The 22,391-nt window shown below is 63.8% G+C and carries 23 protein-coding genes; 12 read left to right on the top strand and 11 right to left on the bottom strand.

Translation table 11 applies throughout. The features are described from left to right. Positions 1-132 precede the first annotated feature (132 nt). The 5 genes from rloA to MKK04_RS09080 all read left to right on the top strand — a co-directional run bounded on the left by rloA (position 133) and on the right by MKK04_RS09080 (position 5,664). Positions 133-669, top strand: a complete 537-nt coding sequence (gene rloA / locus MKK04_RS09100; protein WP_207835273.1) for a retropepsin-like aspartic peptidase RloA — start codon at positions 133-135, stop codon at positions 667-669. 5 nt (positions 670-674) lie between these two features. After that, positions 675-2,210, top strand: coding sequence for an osmotic stress tolerance membrane protein RloB (gene rloB, locus MKK04_RS09095; RefSeq protein WP_207835271.1), 1,536 nt, complete (start codon positions 675-677; stop codon positions 2,208-2,210). Next, entirely contained in the window at positions 2,210-3,190 is a 981-nt protein-coding gene (locus MKK04_RS09090) for an alpha-L-glutamate ligase-like protein (RefSeq protein WP_063914025.1), read from the top strand. The genes rloB and MKK04_RS09090 overlap by 1 nt, the downstream gene beginning before the upstream one ends. A 198-nt stretch (positions 3,191-3,388) precedes the next feature. After that, positions 3,389-4,732, top strand: coding sequence for an aminodeoxychorismate synthase component I (gene pabB / locus MKK04_RS09085; protein ID WP_207835269.1), 1,344 nt, complete (start codon positions 3,389-3,391; stop codon positions 4,730-4,732). A gap of 197 nt (positions 4,733-4,929) precedes the next feature. Beyond that, positions 4,930-5,664, top strand: a complete 735-nt coding sequence (locus tag MKK04_RS09080; RefSeq protein WP_015269712.1) for a phosphoadenylyl-sulfate reductase — start codon at positions 4,930-4,932, stop codon at positions 5,662-5,664. A gap of 71 nt (positions 5,665-5,735) precedes the next feature. Here the strand turns inward: MKK04_RS09080 and cysB are convergent, their stop codons facing one another. From cysB to MKK04_RS09065, 3 genes are all read right to left on the bottom strand, one after another. Next, positions 5,736-6,710, bottom strand: coding sequence for an HTH-type transcriptional regulator CysB (gene cysB / locus MKK04_RS09075; RefSeq protein WP_010953293.1), 975 nt, complete (start codon positions 6,708-6,710; stop codon positions 5,736-5,738). Positions 6,711-6,838: 128 nt separating this feature from the next. After that, positions 6,839-7,336, bottom strand: coding sequence for a universal stress protein (locus tag MKK04_RS09070; RefSeq protein ID WP_063914023.1), 498 nt, complete (start codon positions 7,334-7,336; stop codon positions 6,839-6,841). Positions 7,337-7,460: 124 nt separating this feature from the next. After that, a complete protein-coding gene (locus MKK04_RS09065) occupies positions 7,461-8,408 on the bottom strand; it encodes a putative 2-dehydropantoate 2-reductase (protein WP_241106476.1) in 948 nt (315 codons plus the stop codon). Between the two features lie 231 nt (positions 8,409-8,639). Here MKK04_RS09065 and MKK04_RS09060 point away from each other — a divergent pair, with 231 nt between their 5' ends. Then, positions 8,640-9,716 (top strand): 3-deoxy-7-phosphoheptulonate synthase, encoded by a 1,077-nt coding sequence (locus MKK04_RS09060; RefSeq protein WP_063914021.1) that lies wholly within the window; start codon positions 8,640-8,642, stop codon positions 9,714-9,716. A gap of 82 nt (positions 9,717-9,798) precedes the next feature. Here the strand turns inward: MKK04_RS09060 and MKK04_RS09055 are convergent, their stop codons facing one another. After that, complete coding sequence (locus MKK04_RS09055) at positions 9,799-10,080, bottom strand: GNAT family N-acetyltransferase (protein ID WP_025338432.1); 282 nt, start codon at positions 10,078-10,080, stop codon at positions 9,799-9,801. Between the two features lie 506 nt (positions 10,081-10,586). Between MKK04_RS09055 and oprI the strand changes: the two genes are divergently transcribed. After that, complete coding sequence (gene oprI / locus MKK04_RS09050) at positions 10,587-10,838, top strand: outer membrane lipoprotei OprI (RefSeq protein ID WP_003259780.1); 252 nt, start codon at positions 10,587-10,589, stop codon at positions 10,836-10,838. Between the two features lie 132 nt (positions 10,839-10,970). On the opposite strand, the gene MKK04_RS09045 is transcribed toward oprI, so the two are convergent. From MKK04_RS09045 to MKK04_RS09035, 3 genes are all read right to left on the bottom strand, one after another. Beyond that, positions 10,971-11,948 (bottom strand): L,D-transpeptidase family protein, encoded by a 978-nt coding sequence (locus tag MKK04_RS09045; protein ID WP_207835263.1) that lies wholly within the window; start codon positions 11,946-11,948, stop codon positions 10,971-10,973. 111 nt (positions 11,949-12,059) lie between these two features. Continuing rightward, on the bottom strand, positions 12,060-12,350 hold the full coding sequence (locus MKK04_RS09040) for a hypothetical protein (protein WP_207835254.1): 291 nt from the start codon (positions 12,348-12,350) through the stop codon (positions 12,060-12,062). Positions 12,351-12,408: 58 nt separating this feature from the next. Beyond that, positions 12,409-13,014 carry an arylesterase gene (locus tag MKK04_RS09035; RefSeq protein ID WP_207835253.1) on the bottom strand — a complete coding sequence of 202 codons (606 nt, stop codon included), beginning with the start codon at positions 13,012-13,014 and terminating at the stop codon, positions 12,409-12,411. A gap of 10 nt (positions 13,015-13,024) precedes the next feature. On the opposite strand from MKK04_RS09035, the gene MKK04_RS09030 reads away from it, so the two are divergent. Both MKK04_RS09030 and MKK04_RS09025 read left to right on the top strand, forming a co-directional pair. Next, positions 13,025-13,708 (top strand): ABC transporter ATP-binding protein, encoded by a 684-nt coding sequence (locus tag MKK04_RS09030; protein WP_016714756.1) that lies wholly within the window; start codon positions 13,025-13,027, stop codon positions 13,706-13,708. Further along, entirely contained in the window at positions 13,708-16,215 is a 2,508-nt protein-coding gene (locus tag MKK04_RS09025; RefSeq protein ID WP_241106475.1) for an ABC transporter permease, read from the top strand. Before MKK04_RS09030 ends, MKK04_RS09025 begins: the two co-directional genes overlap by 1 nt. A gap of 126 nt (positions 16,216-16,341) precedes the next feature. Here MKK04_RS09025 and greB read toward each other — a convergent pair whose 3' ends face one another. From greB to MKK04_RS09005, 4 genes are all read right to left on the bottom strand, one after another. Next, positions 16,342-16,815 carry a transcription elongation factor GreB gene (gene greB, locus MKK04_RS09020; protein ID WP_063914016.1) on the bottom strand — a complete coding sequence of 158 codons (474 nt, stop codon included), beginning with the start codon at positions 16,813-16,815 and terminating at the stop codon, positions 16,342-16,344. An 11-nt stretch (positions 16,816-16,826) separates the two neighbouring features. Further along, positions 16,827-17,135, bottom strand: a complete 309-nt coding sequence (locus MKK04_RS09015) for a hypothetical protein (RefSeq protein WP_207835251.1) — start codon at positions 17,133-17,135, stop codon at positions 16,827-16,829. Positions 17,136-17,358: 223 nt separating this feature from the next. Next, positions 17,359-17,796: a DoxX family protein gene (locus tag MKK04_RS09010; RefSeq protein WP_015269705.1), complete on the bottom strand. Its 438-nt coding sequence runs from the start codon at positions 17,794-17,796 to the stop codon at positions 17,359-17,361. Positions 17,797-17,909: 113 nt separating this feature from the next. Further along, positions 17,910-19,316 (bottom strand): transglycosylase SLT domain-containing protein, encoded by a 1,407-nt coding sequence (locus MKK04_RS09005; protein ID WP_241106474.1) that lies wholly within the window; start codon positions 19,314-19,316, stop codon positions 17,910-17,912. Positions 19,317-19,475: 159 nt separating this feature from the next. Between MKK04_RS09005 and MKK04_RS09000 the strand changes: the two genes are divergently transcribed. From MKK04_RS09000 to MKK04_RS08990, 3 genes are all read left to right on the top strand, one after another. Next, a complete protein-coding gene (locus MKK04_RS09000) occupies positions 19,476-20,273 on the top strand; it encodes a TatD family hydrolase (protein ID WP_241106473.1) in 798 nt (265 codons plus the stop codon). 142 nt (positions 20,274-20,415) lie between these two features. Then, positions 20,416-21,894 (top strand): methyl-accepting chemotaxis protein, encoded by a 1,479-nt coding sequence (locus MKK04_RS08995; RefSeq protein ID WP_207835225.1) that lies wholly within the window; start codon positions 20,416-20,418, stop codon positions 21,892-21,894. Positions 21,895-21,969: 75 nt separating this feature from the next. Then, positions 21,970-22,338: an Mpo1-like protein gene (locus MKK04_RS08990; protein ID WP_063914011.1), complete on the top strand. Its 369-nt coding sequence runs from the start codon at positions 21,970-21,972 to the stop codon at positions 22,336-22,338. The last annotated feature ends 53 nt before the right edge of the window (positions 22,339-22,391 follow it).

The raw sequence follows: 22,391 nt of genomic DNA, 5'->3' as shown, positions 1-22,391 counted from the left end.
GTCATACATTCATGCTGTTGACAGATGAACGAGGAAGCTTGCGCAGTCGCTGCCAGTCGCCTTGCCCTGAACACGGCTCTGAACATGGCTTTGAAAACAGCCCCGAACCTTGCACTGCACCGCGCCAGGAATATGAGACTTACACCCGCATTATTGCTGCTCTGCCTCACCCTGCTGCCGGCCCTTGGCCAGGCTGCAGGCAAGACCGTGTACGGTCTCAACGAATATGCACGCCTGGGCGACCTGGACCTGGAAGTGGCCGCCAAGCTCGACACCGGCGCCAAGACCGCGTCGCTCAGCGCCCGCGACATCAAGCGTTTCAAGCGCAATGGCGAAAGCTGGGTGCGCTTCTACCTGGCCATCGACGCCGCCCATTCGCACCCCATCGAACGCCCGCTGGCACGTGTAAGCAAGATCAAGCGCCGGGCCGGCGACTATGATGCTGAATCGGGCAAGGCCTACACCGCACGCCCGGTCATCGAACTTGAAATCTGCATGGGCCAGGCCGTGCGCACCATCGAAGTCAACCTCACCGACCGCAGCGCCTTCCAGTTCCCGCTGCTGATCGGCTCCGAGGCGCTCAAGCACTTCGACGCGCTGGTCGACCCAAGCCTTAAATACGCGGCCGGCAAACCTGCCTGTGCCACCGAAGCTCCCAAAGCAGAGTAATCCCGATGCGCTCTCTTACCCTCCATCTGAAAGTCCTGATCACCGTGCTGGTGCTGTTGGGCGTGGCGGTCACGGCTTATCAGATCTTCGTACTCGGCATCCCGGTAACCGAGGATGAAACCGACGACCTGTGGAACATCGACGCCAAGGTCGAGTTCGTGGCCAGCACCAAGGACCCGGTCAAGGTGCAGATGTTCGTGCCACCGCTGAACCGCGACTACGTCAGCCTCAACGAGAGCTTCATCTCCAACAACTACGGGGTGAGCGTCAACCGTGCCGACGGCAACCGCAAGGTCACCTGGTCGGCCCGCCGCGCCAGCGGCAACCAGACCCTCTACTACCGCCTGGTGCTGACCAAGCGCTACAGCAACGAGAAGACCACGGTCAAAGGCCCGACCTTCCGTGACAGCCTGGCAGTGGAAGGCCCCGAGAAGATCGCCGCCGAGGCCCTGATGGCGCCGATCCGCCAGCACTCGGCCGACGTCGAGACCTTCGTCAGCGAGACCATCAAGCGGGTCAACAACCTCAACGACGACAACGTCAAGCTGCTGCTGGCCGGCGACACCACGACCATGAAGAAGGCCCAGGTCATCGACCTGCTGCTGTCGATCGCCCACGTACCGATGGAGAAGGTGCACACCATCCGCCTGGTGGCCGACACCCCGCAAACCCCGGAGCTGTGGCTGCGCAGCTTCAACGGTACCGACTGGCTGTACTTCAACCCGGACACCGGCGAGCAGGGCCTGCCCAGCGATCGCCTGCTGTGGTGGACCGGTGACGACAACCTGATCACCGTCGATGGCGGCAAAAAGGCCAACGTTACCTTCAGCATGAACAACAGCGAGATGAACGCCATCCGCCTGGCCAAGCTGACCGACGAGAATACCGACGCCGACTTCCTCGAATATTCGCTGTACGGCCTGCCGCTGCAAACCCAGCAAACCTTCATGATCATGGTGATGATCCCGATCGGCGTGCTGGTGATCCTGGTGCTGCGCAACCTGATCGGCCTGCAGACCCTGGGTACCTTCACCCCGGTGCTGATCGCCCTGGCCTTCCGCGAGACGCAGTTGGGCTTCGGTATCATGCTGTTCACGGTAATTACCGCGCTGGGCCTGTCGCTGCGCTCGTACCTGGAACACCTGAAGCTGCAAATGCTGCCACGCCTGTCGGTGGTACTGACCTTCGTCGTGGTGCTGATCGCAGCCATCAGCCTGTTCAGCCACAAGCTGGGCCTGGAGCGCGGGCTGTCGGTAGCACTGTTCCCGATGGTGATCCTGACCATGACCATCGAGCGCCTGTCCATTACCTGGGAAGAGCGTGGCGGCGGCCATGCCATGAAAGTGGCCATCGGCACCCTGTTCGCCGCTTCCCTGGCGCACCTGTTGATGATGGTGCCGGAGCTGGTGTACTTCGTGTTCACCTTCCCTGCCGTGCTGTTGATCCTGGTGGGCTTCATGCTGGCGATGGGTCGCTACCGCGGCTACCGCCTGACCGAGCTCGTGCGCTTCAAGGCATTCCTGAAGAAGGCTGACGCCTGATGTTTGGTCTGATCAAGACATGGAAAGCCCTGGAGGCCCGGGGCATCATGGGTATCAACCGGCGCAACGCGGACTACGTGTTGAAGTACAACAAGCGCCACCTGTACCCGATCGTCGACGACAAGATCATCACCAAGGAGCGTGCCCTGGCGGCCGGTATCCATGTGCCGGAAATGTACGGCATCATCGAGACCGAAAAAGAGATCGAGAAACTCCACCAGATCATCGGTGGGCGCAGCGATTTCGTCATCAAGCCGGCGCAGGGCGCCGGCGGTGACGGCATTCTGGTGATCGCCGACCGCTTCGAGGACCGCTACCGCACGGTGTCGGGCAAGATCATCAGCCACGAGGAAATCGAGCACCAGATCTCGAGCATCCTCACCGGCCTGTACTCGCTGGGCGGCCACCGCGACCGCGCGCTGATCGAGTACCGGGTAACCCCCGACCAGATCTTCAAGAGCATCAGCTACGAAGGCGTGCCGGACATCCGTATCATCGTGTTGATGGGCTACCCGGTGATGGCCATGCTGCGCCTGCCGACCCGCCAGTCCGGCGGCAAGGCCAACCTGCACCAGGGCGCCATCGGCGTCGGTGTCGACCTGGCCACCGGCGTGACCCTGCGCGGCACCTGGCTGAACAACATCATCAGCAAGCACCCGGACACCACCAACGCGGTGGATGGCGTGCAACTGCCGAACTGGGACGGCTTCATGAAGCTGGCCGCCGGCTGCTACGAGCTGTGCGGCCTGGGCTACATCGGTGTCGACATGGTGCTGGACCAGGACAAGGGGCCGCTGATTCTCGAGCTCAACGCCCGCCCGGGCCTGAACATCCAGATCGCCAACGACTGCGGCCTGACCCAGCGTACCCATGCCATCGAGGCGCACATCGAAGCACTGGCCAAGGATGGCATCAGCGAAGATGCCGAACAGCGCGTGCGGGTATCGCAAGGCTTGTTCGGGCACGTGCACCCGCGCTGAAATCGCCGGGGCTGCTGCGCAGCCCATCGCAACACAAGGCCGCTCCTACAGGATCACGCAATCTCCTGTAGGAGCGGCCTTGTGTCGCGATGGGCCGCAAGGGCGAAACACAGTGTTTGAATGTCGCCACAAAGCTAGGCGCATTTCCTGCACAGGTCTACAATCGCCCTCCTCGCTTTTACATCGCCGTCCACACTGATGCCGACCTGTACGCTCCACCCCCTGCCCTACCAGCCCGACCCTGCCGCCTATTTCGCCCGCCTGCGCCAGGCCCCCGGTGCGATCCTGCTGGACAGCGCCCGCCCCGGCGCCGAGCGCGGCCGCTTCGACCTGCTCAGCGCCTGGCCGCTGCAACACTTGCAGGCGCAGCCCGACGAAGATGGCCGCGCCTTCCTCCAGCGCCTGCGCGACGGCCTGGCGCAACTGGGCCACGCACAGCTGCCCGCAGGCAGTGAGCTGCCATTCGCCGGCGGCCTGATCGGCTACCTGAGCTATGACTTCGGCCGCCGCCTGGAACACCTGCCCAGCCTGGCCGTGGACGACCTCGGCCTGCCAGACGCGCAACTGGGCCTGTATGCCTGGGCGCTGGTCACCGACCACCAGTGCGCGACCAGCCAGCTGGTATTCCACCCGAGCCTGTCGGGCAGCGAATGCGAACGCCTGATTGCCCTGTTCGAAGCTGTCGACAACGCTGAAAGCGGCAGCTTCCAGCTACTTGCGCCGATGGCCGGCGACCTGCAGCCCGAGCAGTACAAGGCTGCCTTTGACCAGGTGCAGCGTTATATCCAGGCCGGCGACTGCTATCAGATCAACCTTACCCAGCGCTTCCGCGCGCCCTGCCAGGGCGACCCGTGGCACGCTTACCAGGCCCTGCGCAAAGCCTGCCCCACACCCTTCTCCGGCTACCAGCAACTGGCCGACGGCAGCGCCCTGCTGAGTTTTTCGCCCGAGCGCTTCATCCGCGTCAGCCAGCGCCAGGTGGAAACCCGGCCGATCAAGGGCACCCGCCCACGCGCCAGCAACCCGGCCGAGGACGCGCGCAATGCCGAGGAGCTGCTGCATAGCCCCAAGGATCGCTCGGAAAACCTGATGATCGTCGACCTGCTGCGCAACGACCTGGGACGCACCTGCGAGATCGGTTCGGTGAAGGTGCCGGAGCTGTTCAGCCTGGAGAGCTACCCCAACGTGCACCACCTGGTCAGCAGCATTACCGGCCAACTGGCCAGCGACAAGGACGCCCTGGACCTGATCGGCGACAGTTTCCCCGGTGGCTCGATCACCGGCGCCCCGAAAATCCGCGCCATGCAGATCATCGACGAACTGGAGCCGGCGCGCCGGGCGCTGTACTGCGGCTCACTGCTTTACGTGGACGTGCGCGGCGAGATGGACAGCTCGATTGCCATTCGCAGCCTGCTGGTCAAGGGCGGACAGGTCAGCTGCTGGGGCGGCGGCGCGGTGGTGGCCGACTCCGAGTGGCAGGCCGAGTATGAAGAGTCGATTGCCAAGGTGCGGGTGTTGATGGAGACCCTGCAAGGCTTGTGATCGGTGGTGAATTCTTCGCGGGCACACCCGCTCCCACAGGGTACAGCGCACATCTGTCATGCTTGCACGTATCCTGTGGGAGCGGGCGAGCCCGCGAAGCAGCCACCACCGACTCCAAATCCGTCTACCCCGCCATTTTTTGTTACCATCACCTTACTACGAGCGCACAGCGCCACAGCCACGATGGAAACCGCCTGATGAGCCAACCCTTCGACGTCGCCGCCCTGGCCGCGACCTATGCCAACAAGTCCCCGCAGGACATCCTCAAGCTTGCCTTCGAGCACTTTGGTGATGACCTGTGGATCTCCTTCAGCGGCGCCGAGGACGTGGTGCTGGTGGACATGGCCTGGAAGCTGAACAAGCAGGTCAAGGTGTTCAGCCTCGACACCGGCCGCCTGCACCCGGAGACCTACCGGTTCATCGACCAGGTGCGCGAGCAGTACAACCTGCCGATCGAAATCCTCAGCCCCGACCGCGCCAAGCTCGACCCGTTCGTCAAGGAGAAGGGCTTGTTCAGCTTCTACAAGGACGGCCACGGCGAATGCTGCGGCATCCGCAAGATCGAGCCGCTGCGCCGCAAGCTGGCCACCGTAAGCGCCTGGGCCACCGGCCAGCGCCGCGACCAGAGCCCGGGTACCCGCAGCCAGGTGGCGGCAGTGGAAATCGACAGCGCCTTCTCCACCCCCGAGCGCACCCTGTACAAGTTCAACCCGCTGGCGCAGATGACCAGCGAGGAAGTGTGGGGTTATATCCGCATGCTGGAGCTGCCGTACAACAGCCTGCATGAGCGCGGCTTCATCAGCATTGGCTGCGAGCCCTGCACCCGCCCGGTGCTGCCAAACCAGCATGAGCGTGAAGGGCGCTGGTGGTGGGAAGAGTCGACGCAGAAGGAATGCGGGTTGCACGCTGGCAACCTGATCAGCAAGGCATAAACGACTGGGGCCGTTGTTGGAGCGGGTTCACCCGCTCCCACAGGGGCCGTGAGGCCCCCAATATTTCTTGATCAGTGCACCGGCAGTTCGACGCCTTCGAACAGCTCTTCCAGCTCTTGCTTGTTATGGCACTGAATGGCCTTGGCCATCACTTCACGGGTCAGGTGCGGGGCGAACTTCTCGATGAAGTCGCACATGAAGCCACGCAGGAAGGTGCCACGGCGGAAGCCGATCTTGGTGATACTGGCTTCGAACAGCTCGCTGGCATCCAGGGCCACCAGGTCGCTGTCCAGCTTGGCGTCCACGGCCATGCCAGCGACGATACCCACGCCCAACCCCAGGCGCACATAAGTCTTGATCACGTCGGCGTCTGCCGCAGTGAACACCACCTTCGGCGTGAGACCACGGTGGTTGAAGGCCTCGTCCAGCTTGGAGCGCCCGGTGAACCCGAATACATAGGTGACAATCGGGTATTCGGCGACGGCTTCCAGGGTCAGCTTCGGCAGCTTGGCCAGCGGGTGACCTTGCGGCACCACCACGCAGCGGTTCCACTTGTAGCACGGCATCATGATCAGGTCGCCGAACAGTTCCAGCGCCTCGGTGGCGATGGCGAAGTCGACGGTACCGTCCGCGGCCATCTCGGCAATCTGCATGGGCGAACCCTGGTGCATGTGCAAGGACACTTCCGGGTACTGCTTGATGAAGCTGCTGATCACCGGCGGCAAGGCATAACGCGCCTGGGTGTGAGTGGTGGCGATGGACAGCGTGCCCTTCTTCTCGTTGGAGAACTCCTGGGCAATCTGCTTGATGCTTTCGACCTTGCGCAGGATTTCGCCGGCGGTATTGATGATGCGCTCACCTGCCGGGGTGACGCGGGTCAGGTGCTTGCCGCTGCGGGCAAAGACTTCAACACCCAGTTCATCCTCGAGCAGGCGGATCTGCTTGCTGATACCTGGCTGGGAGGTATACAGGCTCTGCGCCGTCGCGGAGACGTTGAGGTCATGGTGCGCCACTTCCCAGATGTAGCGCAGTTGTTGAAGCTTCATAGGTTCCCCTCGGTTCAGCGATGAGTCCGCGGCAGCAGGCAGCGACGATATATAACTATATTAGTGGTTCTGGAAATAAATCTAGAACTATTTTGTTACATACCCCCGGAAATAGCCTACGGCTATCTTCATGCTTTCCTACGCCCCAAATGCTGCGCCAGCGGCACCATGTACACCGGCACCGGCGACAGCTGCAGCAGCCGCACCGCCGTGCGCCCCAATGGCACATCCACGCCGGCGCCGGCACTGTGGCTACCGAAAATCAGCAAGTCGACACTCAGCCGCTGCGCCTGCTCGAGGATCACCTGCGCCGGGTCGCCCTGACGCACCCGCACGGCCCTGATCACCGCCAGGTCGGCCTCCTCGCCCAGCTCGTCTCGAAAGTTTTCCAGCACGCGCTGCTCGATATTGGCCATCACCGTGTTCACCCCTTGGCTGTGCAGCTGGTCGAGCGTCTGTTCATCAAGGTAGCTTTGCAGGAGGGATTCAGCGAACTGACCCATGGGTTCTACCGCGTGGATCACATACAACTCGGCGCCGAATGTGCGCGCCAGCGCCAGCGCGTGTTGCATGACAAAAGGGGCGTAGACACCGAGGTCGGTGGCGTACAGCATGGAGTGGATCATTCGACCTCCTCGACTGCCACTGCGGCAGAGCAAGCTTCAGCTTAGCAGCGCGCCGGACACGCGCTTTGCCGTCCGGCGTGCTGCTGCCGCGGGCTGCAGAGCCCCGGCGAGGCCAACGCCCCCCTTAGCGGGGCTGCTTGCCGCGGTCGATAAAGGCCAGCGCCTGGTACAGCATTTCCATTCGCGGCAAGTGGCAGCCTGCCGCACGCGCCTGCGCCAACGGCTCGGCATAGATGGCCTGCAGCTCCAGCGGGCGCTTGTGGACATGGTCGTGGTACATGCTGGGCCAGTAGTCGGGCATGCGCTCGGTCACCTGGAACAGGTGCTCGGCATACCCCTCGGCCAACACATGGCCACACGCCGCCGCGCCCTGCACCACCTCGGCCATCAAGGCCTGGACAAGGGCGCGACTATGGCTGTCGGCCATCAGCGGCGTGGTACTGGCGCCGAGCAGCACCGACAGGCCGTTGTAGGGCACGTTCCACACCAGCTTCTGCCAGCGTGCCTGGGCCAGGTCGGGCATGGCCTGGGAGTCGATGCCCGCGGCCTGGAACAACCCCGCGCCTTCATTGACCAGCGCGACACCGCCATCCCTGGCCGGCCCGCTGTGGTAACCGAGGTTGACCGCGCCCAGGGCCTGGTGGCGGATCACGCCGGGCGCCTGGCGGTTGACGCAGATGAAACACAGGCCGCCAAGCAGGTGCATGTCACTGCGCAAGGCGGGGCGCAACTGCTCCTCCACGCCCAGGCCGTTCTGCAGCAGTACCACCTTGGCGCCCGGCGCGGCCACCTGCACGATCAGCGGCGCCAACTGGTCATTGCTGGTAGCCTTGGCCCCTACCAGCAGCCAGTCGCAGGGCGGCATGTCGGCGGCACTGGCATAGGCCTGCACCTTCATTTGCAAGGTGCCGTGAACGGCACTGTCCAGCGCCAACCCTTGCTCGCGGACAACCTCGTACTCGCTGCGCAACAGGAAATGCACATCGAAGCCGGCCCGGGCCAGCATCAACCCATAGAAGCCGCCGATGGCGCCACTGCCAATGATGCCGATACGTGGTGTGTGCGGATGCATGCCGATCTCCAGGTAAAAGTCAGCCCTCTTTTTACACAGGTTGTGCAGCGCTGGGCAGCCCATGCGCGGCAAACACCTGCCATCTCGGAAAAACCCCACACGGACTGGGCCTGGCCCATTGTCGCGCCACCTGTAACGCGCTAAGGTTCGGCTCCCCGCTGCGATTATTCTTGCTGCTGGGCCGCACGGGGATAGTTGGCGGCCGGCACCCGTGACCTGACGAGTAACACGATGGCTGATTTACCGATCGATGACTTGAACGTTGCCTCCAACGAGACCCTGATCACCCCCGATCAGCTCAAGAAGGAAATCCCCCTCAGCGCCAAGGCCCTGCAGACCGTGACTGCCGGCCGTGAAGTGGTGCGCAATATTCTCGACGGCAAGGACCATCGCCTGTTCGTCGTGGTCGGCCCTTGCTCGATCCACGACATCAAGGCCGCCCACGAGTACGCCGAGCGCCTGAAAGTGCTGGCCGAGGAAGTGTCCGACACGCTGTACCTGGTCATGCGCGTGTATTTCGAAAAACCGCGCACCACCGTCGGCTGGAAAGGCCTGATCAACGACCCGTACCTGGATGACTCGTTCAAGATCCAGGATGGCCTGCACATCGGCCGCAAGTTGCTGCTGGACCTGGCCGAAATGGGCCTGCCGACCGCCACCGAAGCGCTCGACCCGATTTCCCCGCAGTACCTGCAAGACCTGATCAGCTGGTCGGCCATCGGCGCCCGCACCACCGAATCGCAGACCCACCGCGAGATGGCTTCGGGCCTGTCCTCGGCAGTCGGCTTCAAGAACGGCACCGACGGCGGCCTGACCGTTGCCATCAACGCCCTGCAGTCGGTGTCCAAGCCGCACCGCTTCCTCGGCATCAACCAGGAAGGCGGCGTGTCGATCGTCACCACCAAGGGCAACCCGTACGGCCACGTGGTACTGCGCGGCGGCAACGGCAAGCCGAACTACGACTCGGTCAGCGTCGCCCTCTGTGAACAGGACCTGGCCAAGGCCAGGATCAAGGCCAACATCATGGTCGACTGCAGCCACGCCAACTCCAACAAGGACCCGGCCCTGCAACCGCTGGTAATGGAGAACGTCGCCAACCAGATCCTCGAAGGCAACCAGTCGATCATCGGCCTGATGGTCGAGAGCCACCTGAACTGGGGCTGCCAGTCGATTCCGAAGAATCTGGACGAGCTGCAGTATGGCGTGTCGATCACCGATGCCTGCATCGACTGGTCGGCTACCGAGAAGACCCTGCGCAGCATGCGCGCCAAGCTGAAGGATGTGCTGCCGCAGCGCAAGCGCGGCTGATACAAGAAAGCGGGGCCGCTTCGCACCCCATCGCCGGCAAGCCGGCGATGGGGTGCGAAGCGGCCCCGCTTTTTTTACAGAATCAAACCTTGCTCGAATGCCGCTGCTGGCGCTCCATGTAGCGCTCCACATACGAGCAGGACGGAATCACCGTGTAGCCCATCTGCTCTGCGTACTCCAGGGCCCGCTCGGTCAGGGCGGCAGCAATCCCGCGGCCTCGCAGGGCGTTGGGTACGAAGGTGCGATAGATGTCCAGCGTCTGCTTACCCAGATCCATGTACGTCAGATAGGCACGATGACCGTCCACGTTGGTCTCGAACTGATGACCGGCCTGGTCATGGTGGATGGTCAGCGCTTCGCTCATCACTACTCCTCGCAGGTCTTCTCGGCAGACCCATACCTTAACCGATGGTGGTTTATCCGGCACAGAATCCTCTACGCCACCTGTTGCCCCCTTCGACCACTGGACGATTGCAATCGTTCGGATCCTCTGGCACTCACAAGATAGTAGGCGCCGCAGGCGGGATTGCTCAAGGTGGTGGCGGTTAAAAAGGGCGGAAACGCAGCCAGAGCGACTCTTGCTTGCACGCAAGCAGCCACCGGATGTACTAGGGCTAAGACGCTGAAGGACAGTTAAAGTCACCGTTAGTTCAGCAAAAAAGTTCCTGTACTACAATCGCTTGCGATCCCTGTACGTTTTTTTCACAGACGTGTCGCAAATCTTGTCGGAAAGGCGTCAAGCAACATTTTTTTTGCAGTTCTTGCGCTTAGTCAGTTTACTTACTACAAGTAATGGGTACTATGTACGCCGGCCAGTTTCTCTTTTCCGAGAGATGGCTATTTAATAGAAAGTCCTTGAAGGGGAACACGATGAACAACGTTCTGAAATTCTCTGCTCTGGCTCTGGCCGCAGTTCTGGCTACCGGTTGCAGCAGCGTATCCAAAGAAACCGAAGCTCGTCTGACTGCGACTGAAGACGCAGCAGCTCGCGCTCAAGCTCGTGCTGACGAAGCCTACCGTAAGGCTGATGACGCACTGGCAGCCGCTCAGAAGGCTCAGCAGACCGCTGACGAAGCCAACGAGCGCGCTCTGCGTATGCTGGACAAAGCCAGCCGCAAGTAATAGTCCTCACGGATTGTTATGGAGCCGACCCACTTGTGGGTCGGCTTTTTTATTGCCCGCGCACAAGGCAAACACGCCAGACAGAAACAAAAAGGCCTGCACTAAGGCAGGCCCTGATGCGTCGCAAAAACCCTACTGCAGTTCGGGCGGAATGCTCGAAACCATCGGTGCGCCACCCTGGCTTGCGGTCGGCACGGCAATTTCCACCGGCATGCCATCTTCTGCCGCAACCACGTCACGCACCATATCCCAGTTCATGCGTAGGTTATTGGCCAGGTCTTCACGTTTGAGCAAGGCGTTGATAACAGCGGTATGTTTGTCGACCACTGACGGATTACCCTGGTCGTCCAGCGGCGTGTGCGCCTCCAGATAGACCTTGCCGCCACTGATACCGAACTTGTAGGGCTCGTTGATGATGCGCACCGGCGTACCCACCGGCACCATCTTCGACAGCTCCAGCACGTTGTTGTTGAGCATGCGGAAGCAACCGTGGCTGGTACGCATGCCGATGCCGAACTTTTTGTTCGAGCCGTGGATCAGGTAGCCCGGCACCCCGAGAGTGAACTTGAACGGCCCCAGCGGGTTGTCCGGCCCGGCCGGCACCACGCTCGGCAGGATGTCACCGTCCGCCGCATGCTCTTTGCGGATCGACGCTGGCGGGGTCCAGGTCGGGTTCGGCGTCTTGGCGGTAATCTTGGTGTTGGCGATCGGCGAACCCCAGCCTTCACGGCCAATGCCCAGCGGGAAGGTATGCACCACGTTCTGCCCTTTCGGGAAGTAGTACATGCGGTATTCGGCCAGGTTGATGACGATGCCCTCACGCGGGCCCGGCGGCAGGATATAGCGGGTCGGCAGGACAATCTCGGTGCCCGCACCTGGCAGCCATGGGTCTACGCCCGGGTTGGCGGCGATCATTTCCAGGTAGCCGAGGTCGTTGGCAGTGCCGATATCGGCGAACGTGTCCTCGTACTTTGCCTTGATCACCTGCACCTGGCCGATGATGTCTTCACCGGGGGGTGGCAGTGGCAGCTCCAGCGCAGCAGCGGGGCCTGCTACCAGCAGGGCGGCCAGGGACAGGCTACGGGTGACGGCAGGAAAGCGCGGCAACATCCGGTAAATCCTTCGAAAGGTGGGTCAAGAGAATCGATTGTACACCCGCGCCGATGCAAGCGGGAGGCATTGGCGCCATGCAAGCGTTTCAGATGATGAAAGGCGTGGCGTTCAGCCGCCCTGCAGCTCCGGCCACACCGGGCGCATGCCGCGCCGCTGGGCATCGAGGATGGCGCGGCACAGGTCGCACAGGCGGCCGTCGCGGTAGATCGAGCGCGGTACCCCCGACCAGCGCGGTTGCGCCGGCAGCAGGCCACCGCACAGGGTACGGTCGACCGGCACGCCCAGCTCGAGCTGGCGGGCCACCAGATGGACGCGGACTTCCTGGCAGGCGAACAGGTCGAGCTGCTCATCGGGCTCGATCAGTTGGTAGGCATACAGGGACCAGGCAGGGCGCGGCATCGGTGGCACTCGAAACGGGGGGCGCAACATTAGCCGAAAGCCGGCGCCGTTAAAAGCGTCACAGCAAGGGTTTTATCGCCGGCCAGGCATTTTCCAGCAGGCGTTGCTGGGCGGCCTGGGCCGGGTGAATGCCATCGGCCTGCATCAACTCAGGCACGCCCCCTACCCCCTCGAGGAAAAACGGCACCAACGGCACCTGTTTTTCTGCCGCCAGCTGTTCATACACCTGGGCGAAGGCGGTGGTGTAGCGCACGCCATAATTGGGTGGCAGGCGCATACCCAGCAGCACCACCTTGGCACCGGCCTTGCGCGCACTCTCGATCATCGAAGCAAGATTTTGTTGCAATTGCGCTGGCGGCTGCCCGCGCAGGCCATCGTTGCCACCCAATTCCAGCACCACCAGGCTCGGCTTGTGCACTGCAAGCAGCGCCGGCAACCGCGCCTGGCCACCTGCACTGGTGTCGCCACTGATCGATGCATTGACCACTTTGTCGTCGAAACCTTCGTCCCGCAGGCGGGTCTGCAACAGGGACACCCAACCCTGGCGGGTATCCAGGCCAAAACCGGCGCTGATACTATCGCCGACAATCAGCAGTGTTCCCGCCGCCGCGCTCTGCGCCAGGCAATACAGGGCCAGACCGGCACTCAACCACCACACTCGCATCGGATTCTCCATGGGCCCCAGCATTCTCGTTGCGCAGAACCTTAGCAAAGTGGTCCCCAGCGCGGAAGGTGACCTGACCATCCTGCACGCGTTGTCCCTCGACCTGGCCCAGGGCGACAGCCTGGCCATCGTCGGCGCCTCGGGCTCGGGCAAGTCGACCCTGCTCGGCCTGCTCGCCGGGCTAGACCAGCCCAGTGCCGGCAAGGTCATCCTCGCTGGCCACGACCTGGGACCACTGGATGAAGACCAGCGCGCGCGGGTACGCGCCGAACATGTGGGCTTCGTGTTCCAGTCGTTCCAGCTGCTCGACAGCCTCAACGCCCTGGAAAACGTCATGCTGCCGCTGGAGCTGGACGGCCGTCGCGACGCCCGCGAACACGCGCGCACCCTGCTTGAACGGGTTGGCCTGGGCAAGCGCCTGAGCCACACCCCGCGCCAGCTGTCGGGCGGCGAACAGCAACGGGTGGCCATTGCCCGTGCCTTCGCCGCGCAACCGGCAGTGCTGTTCGCCGACGAGCCCACCGGCAACCTCGACAGCCACACCGGCGAGCGCATCAGTGACCTGTTGTTCGAACTGAACAAGGAGCGCGGCACCACCCTGGTGCTGGTTACCCATGATGAGCGCCTGGCACGGCGCTGCCGCCGCCAGATCCGCCTGGATGCGGGGCGCCTGGTGGCCCCGGTGGAGGCCTGATGACCCACATGCCGCTGTCCCGCCTGTGCGGCCTGGCCCTGCGCCAGCTGCTGCGCGACATTCGCGCCAGCGAAGTGCGCGTGCTGTTCTTCGCCCTGCTGGTGGCAGTCGCGGCCAGCACTGCCATCGGCTATTTCGGTGCCCGCCTCAACGGCGCCATGCAACTGCGCGCCAGCGAGTTTCTCGGTGCCGACCTGGTGCTGCAGGGCAGCGCCCCGGCCCGCGACCCGCAGATTGAGGCTGGCAAGGCGCTTGGCTTGCGCCACGCCCAGGTGGTCGAATTCACCAGTGTGGTCGGCGGCGACAACGGCATCCAGCTGTCCAGCGTCAAGGCTGCCGATGGCGCCTACCCGTTGCGCGGGCAAGTGCGCAGTGCCGCGGCGCCCTATGCCGCCGAAACCCCGGGCGGCGGCCCGGCACCTGGCGAGGCATGGGTCGAACCGCGCCTGCTGGCGGCACTGGGGCTGAAGGTTGGCGACAGCATCGACGTGGGCATGAAAACCCTGCGCATGAGCCGCGTGCTGACCTACGAACCGGACCGCGCCAACAACTTCTACAGCCTTACCCCGCGGGTAATGATGAACCTGGCCGACCTGCAAGCCACCGGCGTGGTCCAGCCGGGTAGCCGGGTCACCTACCGCGACCTGTGGCGCGGCGATGCCGAAGCGCTGGTCCAGTACCGCGAGGCACTGAAAAAAGACCTGGCCGCCAACCAGCGCCTGCGCGACACCCGCGATGGCAACCAGCAGATCGGCGGCGCCCTGGGCAAGGCCGAACGCTACCTGAACATGGCCAGCCTGGTGGCGGTGCTGCTGGCAGGCGTCGCCGTGGCCCTGTCGGCCAGCCGCTATGCCGCACGCCGCCTGGACGCCAGCGCCCTGCTGCGCTGCCTGGGCCTTTCACGCCGCCAGGCACTGGGCCTGTACTGCCTGCAATTGGCCATGCTCGGCCTGGCCGCCGCGCTGGCCGGCGCCCTGCTCGGCTGGCTGGCCCAGCTGGGCCTGTTCCGCCTGCTGCATGGCCTGCTGCCAAGCGTGGTGCCCGCAGGCGGCATCGTCCCGGCCCTGGCCGGCATCGCTACCGGGCTTGTGGCCCTGGCCGGCTTTGCCCTGCCGCCAATTGCCGCCCTGGGCCAGGTGCCGCCGCTGCGCGTGCTACGCCGCGACCTGCTGCCGATACCGCCCAGCAGTTGGCTGGTGTACGGCGCGGCGTTGTTCGCCCTGGGCCTGATCATGTGGCGCCTGAGCCTCGACCTGCTGCTCACCTTCGCCCTGCTCGGTGGCGGCCTGGTCGCCGCGCTGCTGCTCGGTGGCCTGCTGCTGCTCGGTTTGCGCAGCCTGCGCCAGTTGCTGGCCGGGGCCCCACTGACCTGGCGCCTGGGCCTGGGCCAACTGCTGCGTCACCCCATGGCCGCCGCCGGCCAGGCCCTGGCCTTTGGCCTGATCCTGCTGGCCATGGCCCTGGTTGCCCTGCTGCGCGCGGAACTGCTCGATACCTGGCAAGCGCAGCTGCCCAAGGATGCGCCCAACCATTTCGCCCTGAACATCCTGCCGGATGACCGTGAGCCCTTCGCCCAACGCCTGCAGCAGGTCAACGCCACCTCGGCGCCGCTGTACCCGGTGACCCCCGGCCGCCTGGTGCGAATCAATGAGCAACCGGTGCAGCAGGTGGTCAGCAAAGACTCGGCAGGCGAGCGCGCCGTGCAGCGCGACCTCAGCCTGACCTGGGCGGCCGAACTGCCCGAAGGCAATGCACTGACGGCCGGCAACTGGTGGCAGGCGTTGCCAGCCGAAGATGAAATTCCCGGTGTGTCGGTGGAGGCGGAACTGGCCAACAGCCTGAAGCTGCAACTGGGTGACCTGCTGACCTTCGACATCGGCGGCCAGCAGCGCCAGGCGCGGGTAAGCAACCTGCGCAGCGTGCACTGGGACAGCTTCCAGCCGAACTTCTACATGATCTTCCAGCCCGGCACGCTGCAGGGACTGCCGACCACCTACCTGACCAGCTTCTACCTGGCACCGGGTCATGACCTGGATGTGGTGGCGCTATCACGGGCATTCCCGGCGGTGACCATCCTCCAGGTGGACGCCTTGCTCGAACAGCTGCGCAGCATCCTCGCCCAGGTGACCCTGGCGGTGGAGTATGTGTTGCTGTTCGTGCTGGCAGCCGGGCTGGCAGTGCTGTTCGCCGGCTTGCAGGCGACACTGGACGAGCGCATCCGCCAGGGCGCCTTGCTGCGTGCGCTGGGCGCGGCGCGGCCATTGCTGGTCAGGGCGCGGCGGATCGAGTTCGGCTTGCTCGGTGCGGCGAGCGGCTTGCTGGCGGCGGTCGGGTGTGAGCTGATTACCCTGGTGCTGTACCGCTATGCCTTCGACCTGCAATGGAGCCCACATCCGTGGTTGCTGGTATTGCCGCTGGCAGGGGCGCTACTGGTGGGCGGTGCAGGGGTGCTGGGGACGCGGCGGGCGTTGAATGCCAGCCCGCTGGCGGTTTTACGCGAGAGTTGATGACAGCCTGTGCCGGCCTCTTCGCGGGTAAACCCGCTCCCACAGGTTCACCACATGACTTGAAACCTGTGCCGGACCTGTGGGAGCGGGTTTACCCGCGAAGAGGCCGGCACAGTCAATATCAACTCACTGGCCGTAAGTGATGCTGTTCACGTACCAGGTCGCTTCACCGGTAGGTGTGTGCACCACCACCTCGTCACCCTCCTCCTTCTTCAGCAAGGCGCGGGCCATGGGCGAGTCGATCGAAATGTAGTCATTGCGCCCATAGATCTCGTCATAACCGACAATGCGAAACTTCATGGTCTCGCCCTCGTCGTTCTCGATCTCTACCCAGGCACCGAAAAACACCTTGCCCTCCTGCTGCGGCGAGTAAGCCACCACCTTTACATCTTCAAGACGCTTGCGCAGGTAACGCACCCGACGGTCGATCTCGCGCAGCAGCTTCTTGTTGTACTGGTAGTCGGCGTTCTCGCTACGGTCGCCCAGCGACGCCGCCCAGGTAACCTTCTGGGTAATCTCCGGGCGATACACCCGCCACAGGTGGTCCAGTTCTTTCTTCAGCGCCTCATGGCCTTCCGTGGTGATGATGTTGGTACTCAACAGCGCGCTCCTCAGCGGCGGGTAATCAGGCCCTGGCGCGCAATGCGGGTGATGTGGCCGATGATTTCGGCGGCCTCGTCCGGCGCCGGGGCCTGGATCACGGCCAGGTCGAAACGGTCATTGCCATACTGCGCGAGGTGGCAGCCGGTATCGGCAAACTGGATCAGAAAGGCACGCGCCTGGCCCTTGCGCCGGGACAGGCCTTCGAGGTGACGTAAAAGAGTGGGCTGATGCTGGCCGCCGAGCAGGATGCGCGGTGTGCGGGACGCCTGATTGGCAGGCAAAGGGCTCAAACAGACACTGGTACGTGGGCAACTCATGGAGCTTCTCTCCGCCTCGCGAATCCCGCTGGGCAGCGGTGGGAGGCGTCACCGAACCAGCGCTTTAGCGGTATTTCGGATGACCCGCAGAGGGGCTTTCCTGCGCCCCGCAAGTAGCTGTTTAAATCGGCGCAGACGGTATGCTAGAGCTACAAGCGGCAAGATACAAGCCTCAGGCCGAAAGTGATCGGCCTGAGGCTTGTATCTTGCTGTTTGCGGTGTATCAGCGGGCGATCAGGCGGTCCAGCGAGAAGCGGCCAGCGCCTTCGATCAGCACCGCGACGGTGCCGGCCAGCAGGGCCAGACCGAACTCATAGCCGTTGTTGGACATGAACAGGCCGTTGCCGATGTGTACCGAGAGGATCGCCACTACCAGGGTTACGGCCAGCACCAAGGCCGCCGGGCGGGCCAGCAGGCCGATCACCAGGGCCAGGCCGCCGAAGAACTCGGCGCTGCCGGACAGCAGCGCCATCAGGTAACCCGGGGCCAGGCCGATGCTCTCCATCCACTGGCCGGTGCCTTCCAGGCCATAGCCACCGAACATGCCGAACAGTTTTTGCGCGCCATGCGCGATGAAGATGATGCCGACCAGGATACGGATGACGCTCAGGCCAGCGCCGGCGCGGGTAGAGAACAGGGCGTTGAGGGTAGCGTTGTTCATGTCTTGGTTTCCTTGAAGCGGGGAAGTTGTGTTGGGATGGACGCCATCATAATCAATTCAATAGATATGAAAATCGCAAAAAACCCAACACAACAATCGATAAAATCGATTTATTAACGCTTCGCCACACGCTCCAGTGCGGCACGCTCCCGGTTGAACGCTACAAAATACTTGTTGACGCTGTTGACGAAGTTGACTGGCCCCATGCCCACCTGCTCCATGGCGATGCGTTCGGTCTGAAAGAACCACTGATCGCCATTCAACCCACGCCGCCGCGCCTCTGCGCGCATGGCCTGGACCCGCTCGGGCCCCAGGTTGTAGGCCGCCAGCACGAAGGCCATGCGCTCGCGTTCGTTGATCTTGGCGCTGGCAAAGAACTTGCGTCGGATCAGCGCCAGGTAGCGGGCGCTGGCCTGGACATTGCCATCCACCGTGGCGGTGTTGCTCACCCCTACGCGCTGCGCTGCCGAAGGGGTGATCTGCATCAGGCCATGGGCCCCGCCGGTACCGCGCGCTGCCGGGTTGAGCGTCGATTCCTTGAAAGCCAGCGCGGCCAGGTTGAGCCAGTCGATCTGCTGCGCTTCACCGTGTTTCTGCAGCACCGCCCGCAGCGCGGTCAGGCGCTGGCGATTCTTGCTGGCCAACGGGTCGTGCACCCGATACTGGCGGCGGTAGATGCGCTCGAACGCGGCATCCTGGTTGTCCGGCGCGCGGTAGCCCTGCAGAAAGCGATCGACCGTGGCCAGCAACTGCGGCGCATCGCGCCCCACATACCAGCGCATGGCTTGCGGCGCCCCCAGTTGCACGCGGCTGTCCAGGCGCAGGCGCGGCATCACCCGGGCCCAGCGCCGGGCGATCGGCTGCTCGACCACGGTCAGGTGATAAATGCCGGCCTGGACCATTTCCAGCACATCCTCCACCGCCAGGGTCGAGTCGACCCACTCCACCTTGATCGGCGCGCGCTTGCGCAGCGCCAGTTGCTGGTTGACCTGCTGGATCAACGGGCCGGCGGCACTGGCGCTGGTCAAGGCCACGGTACGCCCGGACAACTGCTCGACATGGCTGAAGCTGCGTTCACCCTTGCGCCCCACCAGCAGCAGCGGCACCTGGTCGAGCACCGGCGCGGTGCTGCTGACCCCGCGCACCATGCCGGGGTCGAGCAGCTCGCCCGGCGCGGCCAGGTCACCCTCGCCACGGGCCAAGGCGCCCAGCAGCTGCTCCTTGGCCCGTGGAATCAGTTTGAGTTGGATCTCTTGGCCGTCGGCAGCGCGGGCATTGAGGTAATGCTCCAGGGCACGCAGGCGATAGTATTCGATGCCAACCGGCTCGCCCTTGACCTCACCAGAGCTGTTGCGGCTCTGGTTCACCAGCACCCGCAGCACCTGGCTGGAGCGAATCTGTTGCAGGTCACGGACCTTGGCCGACGGGATGTTCTGCTGCGGCCCTGGCGCGCGCGCGTGGGCAGGCCCGGTCAGGGTCAGCCCAAGCGTCAGCAGGAAAATGAGCCAGCATCGCAGCATGCGAAAACGTATCCGTGGTCGGTGGGCGGCATCCATGGGGTTGCACCGCCAAGAGAGAAATGACGGTAAAAGACCACGGTAACAGCATGAAGTTCTTGGTTTTTTCAGAAAAAACGCGGTTTTTGCTATGCTGGCCGCCCCGCGGCACGAGGTAGCACCATGCAACTGATCGATATCGGCGTCAACCTGACCAACAGCAGTTTCCACGACCAGCAGGCGGCAATCGTCGAGCGCGCCCTTGAGGCCGGGGTCAGGCAGATGGTGCTGACGGGCACCAGCCTGGCGGTCAGCGAACAAGCACTGGAGCTGTGCCAGCAACTGGACGCGAGCGGCGCACACCTGTTCGCCACGGCAGGCGTACACCCCCATGATGCCAAGACCTGGGATGCCGGCAGCGAGCGCCAGTTGCGCCAGCTGCTGAATGAACCGCGGGTGCGTGCCGTGGGCGAATGCGGCCTGGACTTCAACCGCGACTTCTCCCCTCGCCCGCTGCAGGAGAAAGCCCTGGAGGCCCAGCTGGCATTGGCTGCCGAGTTGCGCCTGCCAGTGTTCCTGCACGAACGCGACGCCAGCGAACGCCTGCTGGCGATCCTCAAGGATTACCGCGACCACCTGGCCGGCGCGGTGGTGCATTGCTTTACCGGCGAGCGCGACGCGTTGTTCGCCTACCTGGACATGGACCTGCACATCGGCATTACCGGCTGGATCTGCGACGAACGCCGCGGAACCCACCTGCATCCGCTGGTGGGCAACATTGCCGAGGGGCGGCTGATGCTGGAGAGCGATGCGCCTTACCTGCTGCCGCGCAGCTTGCGGCCCAAGCCGAAGAACGGGCGCAACGAGCCGGCGTTCCTGCCGGAGGTGTTGCGCGAAGTGGCCTTGCACCGGGGTGAGTCGGTCGAGCATACGGCGGCGCATACCACGGCAACGGCGCGGGCTTTTTTCCAACTCCCCTGAACCTGACGCGGCCTCTGTAGGAGCGCGTCAACACCTGCGGCGGAATTTTCTTGATACACATCAAGAAAGGCCCTGACGGATGCAGGCACAATGATGGCACCTTGCCAATATTGTTCCCGCTCAACTCAGAGAAGACCTGCCCATGGGTGCCTGGCTTAGCAATGTTTCCCTGAAGTACAAGTTCTGGGCCGTCAACGCGGTGGCCTTTGTCACGACCTTGATGCTGGTGCTCTATGCCGTGCACCTGGAGCAGCGCGCCCGCGCCGAGGCCGCGCAAGCCCAGGCGGCCGCGCAGGCCCAACTGCTGGCTGCCTGGCCAGCCGGGCAGCCGCTACCCCGCGCGGCCAATCTCATCAGCTGGTCGGCCGGGCAAACGCCTACCTTCGCGGGTGAACCCCTCGAGGCCCTGCGCAACGCCCAAGGCTGGGTCGAACTGCCCGCCGCCCGGCTCTTCGGCAACAACCCGTTACAGGGTGCGCAGGTGCTGCGCAACGGCGATCAGCAAATGGCCGTGCTGGCCCAGTCGCCGAGCCTTCGCCAGGTGTTCTTTGACCGTTTCAGCAACTACGCGGTGTGCGTACTGGTCCTGATGCTGGCCATGCTCGGCGCCTCGCAACTACTGATCCGCTTCCTGCTCAGCCAGCTCAACACCCTCAAGGACGTGATGCTACACGTGGAAAAAACCGGCGACCTGTCGGCCCGCGTACCGCTGGCCTGTGGCGACGAGGTCGGCCAGATGGCCGGGGCTTTCAACGCCATGCAGGCGACCTATCACCGCGTGGTCAGCACCGTCGCCCACACCGCCGCACAACTGGACTCCGGTGCCGCGCGCCTGGCAGCGAGCATGAGCGACGTACGCCACGGCATGCTCGGCCAGCAGAGCGAGACCGACCAGGCCGCTACCGCCATCAACGAAATGTCGGCGACGGTGCACCACATTGCCCAGCATGCCGGCGCCACCCGTGACCTGTCACAAACAGCCGATACCCTGGCCGGTAGCGGCCAGGAGGTGGTCAGCCGGGTTCAGGATTCGATCTCCGGGCTGTCCAGCGGCGTGCAGCAAACCGCCGAGATGATTCGCCAGCTGGCCGAAGACAGCCAGAAGATCAACGGCGTGGTCAATGTGATCCACAGCATCGCCGAGCAGACCAACCTGCTAGCCCTCAATGCCGCCATCGAAGCAGCGCGCGCCGGCGACCTGGGCCGCGGCTTTGCGGTGGTGGCCGATGAAGTGCGCAACCTGGCCAAGCGCGTGCAAACCTCCACCGACGAGATCACCACCATGGTCTCGGCCCTGCAGTCGGGCACCCGCGATGCAGTGGAGTTCATGCAGGAAAGCTCGTACAAGGCCGACGACTGCGTCAGGCAGGCCCAGGAGGCCGGCGAAGCACTGGCCGAGATTACCGGTGCCGTGGCGCAGATGCGCGAAAGCAACACCCAGATTGCCGTGGCCGCCGAGCAGCAAAGCCAGGTGGCCGAAGAAATGAACCGCGCCGTGGTGAGCATTCGCGATGTCACTGAACAGACCGTGCAGCAGACCGTGGGCTCGGCGACCACCAGCAGCGAACTGGCGACCCTGGCCGGCGAACTGAACAAGGCCATTGGCCAGCTCAAGCTATAGTCACCATAGCCAGCCTCGATTGGCCCCCACCCGGGGGCCGCACTAAGCTTTGGGCATGACCGAGAGGAAATGCCCATGAGCAAACGTCTGCCCAACCTGCCCACCTGGCAATGGCGCGGCTACCACCATAACCACCGCCACCCGACCAACCTGGTGCTGCACCTGATCGCCGTGCCGCTGTTCATTCTTGGCGCGTTGCTGATTCTGTCCGGCCTGTTCGGCCTGGATCTGGGCCAGATTGCTGTTGGCATCATTGCCTTGATCGCCGGCCTGGGCCTGCAGCGCCAGGGCCATCGCCTTGAAGCCGAGCAACCCGAGCCATTCGCCAACCGCAAGGATGCCGTGCAGCGCCTGCTGACCGAGCAGTTCATCACCTTTCCGCGCTTCGTGCTGAGCGGTGCCTGGTGGAAGGCCTGGCGGGAACGGCATAAACATCGGCGCTGATGCCATTGGGGCTGCTCTGCAGCCCAATCGCGACGCAAGGCCGCTCCCACAAA

The sequence above is a fragment of the Pseudomonas sp. LS.1a genome (assembly GCF_022533585.1).
GTDB lineage: Bacteria > Pseudomonadota > Gammaproteobacteria > Pseudomonadales > Pseudomonadaceae > Aquipseudomonas.
The sequence above is the reverse complement of the archived record's forward strand: the minus strand, read 5'-3'. Positions and strand labels throughout refer to the sequence as shown.

What these genes read in the sequence shown, in the direction of transcription:
- rloA (WP_207835273.1), top strand. Translation starts at nt 133, where the DNA reads ATGAGACTTACACCCGCATTATTGCTGCTCTGCCTCACCCTGCTGCCG.
- rloB (WP_207835271.1), top strand. Translation starts at nt 675, where the DNA reads ATGCGCTCTCTTACCCTCCATCTGAAAGTCCTGATCACCGTGCTGGTG.
- MKK04_RS09090 (WP_063914025.1), top strand. Translation starts at nt 2,210, where the DNA reads ATGTTTGGTCTGATCAAGACATGGAAAGCCCTGGAGGCCCGGGGCATC.
- pabB (WP_207835269.1), top strand. Translation starts at nt 3,389, where the DNA reads ATGCCGACCTGTACGCTCCACCCCCTGCCCTACCAGCCCGACCCTGCC.
- MKK04_RS09080 (WP_015269712.1), top strand. Translation starts at nt 4,930, where the DNA reads ATGAGCCAACCCTTCGACGTCGCCGCCCTGGCCGCGACCTATGCCAAC.
- cysB (WP_010953293.1), bottom strand. Translation starts at nt 6,710, where the DNA reads ATGAAGCTTCAACAACTGCGCTACATCTGGGAAGTGGCGCACCATGAC.
- MKK04_RS09070 (WP_063914023.1), bottom strand. Translation starts at nt 7,336, where the DNA reads ATGATCCACTCCATGCTGTACGCCACCGACCTCGGTGTCTACGCCCCT.
- MKK04_RS09065 (WP_241106476.1), bottom strand. Translation starts at nt 8,408, where the DNA reads ATGCATCCGCACACACCACGTATCGGCATCATTGGCAGTGGCGCCATC.
- MKK04_RS09060 (WP_063914021.1), top strand. Translation starts at nt 8,640, where the DNA reads ATGGCTGATTTACCGATCGATGACTTGAACGTTGCCTCCAACGAGACC.
- MKK04_RS09055 (WP_025338432.1), bottom strand. Translation starts at nt 10,080, where the DNA reads ATGAGCGAAGCGCTGACCATCCACCATGACCAGGCCGGTCATCAGTTC.
- oprI (WP_003259780.1), top strand. Translation starts at nt 10,587, where the DNA reads ATGAACAACGTTCTGAAATTCTCTGCTCTGGCTCTGGCCGCAGTTCTG.
- MKK04_RS09045 (WP_207835263.1), bottom strand. Translation starts at nt 11,948, where the DNA reads ATGTTGCCGCGCTTTCCTGCCGTCACCCGTAGCCTGTCCCTGGCCGCC.
- MKK04_RS09040 (WP_207835254.1), bottom strand. Translation starts at nt 12,350, where the DNA reads ATGCCGCGCCCTGCCTGGTCCCTGTATGCCTACCAACTGATCGAGCCC.
- MKK04_RS09035 (WP_207835253.1), bottom strand. Translation starts at nt 13,014, where the DNA reads ATGCGAGTGTGGTGGTTGAGTGCCGGTCTGGCCCTGTATTGCCTGGCG.
- MKK04_RS09030 (WP_016714756.1), top strand. Translation starts at nt 13,025, where the DNA reads ATGGGCCCCAGCATTCTCGTTGCGCAGAACCTTAGCAAAGTGGTCCCC.
- MKK04_RS09025 (WP_241106475.1), top strand. Translation starts at nt 13,708, where the DNA reads ATGACCCACATGCCGCTGTCCCGCCTGTGCGGCCTGGCCCTGCGCCAG.
- MKK04_RS09015 (WP_207835251.1), bottom strand. Translation starts at nt 17,135, where the DNA reads ATGAGTTGCCCACGTACCAGTGTCTGTTTGAGCCCTTTGCCTGCCAAT.
- MKK04_RS09010 (WP_015269705.1), bottom strand. Translation starts at nt 17,796, where the DNA reads ATGAACAACGCTACCCTCAACGCCCTGTTCTCTACCCGCGCCGGCGCT.
- MKK04_RS09005 (WP_241106474.1), bottom strand. Translation starts at nt 19,316, where the DNA reads ATGCTGCGATGCTGGCTCATTTTCCTGCTGACGCTTGGGCTGACCCTG.
- MKK04_RS09000 (WP_241106473.1), top strand. Translation starts at nt 19,476, where the DNA reads ATGCAACTGATCGATATCGGCGTCAACCTGACCAACAGCAGTTTCCAC.
- MKK04_RS08995 (WP_207835225.1), top strand. Translation starts at nt 20,416, where the DNA reads ATGGGTGCCTGGCTTAGCAATGTTTCCCTGAAGTACAAGTTCTGGGCC.
- MKK04_RS08990 (WP_063914011.1), top strand. Translation starts at nt 21,970, where the DNA reads ATGAGCAAACGTCTGCCCAACCTGCCCACCTGGCAATGGCGCGGCTAC.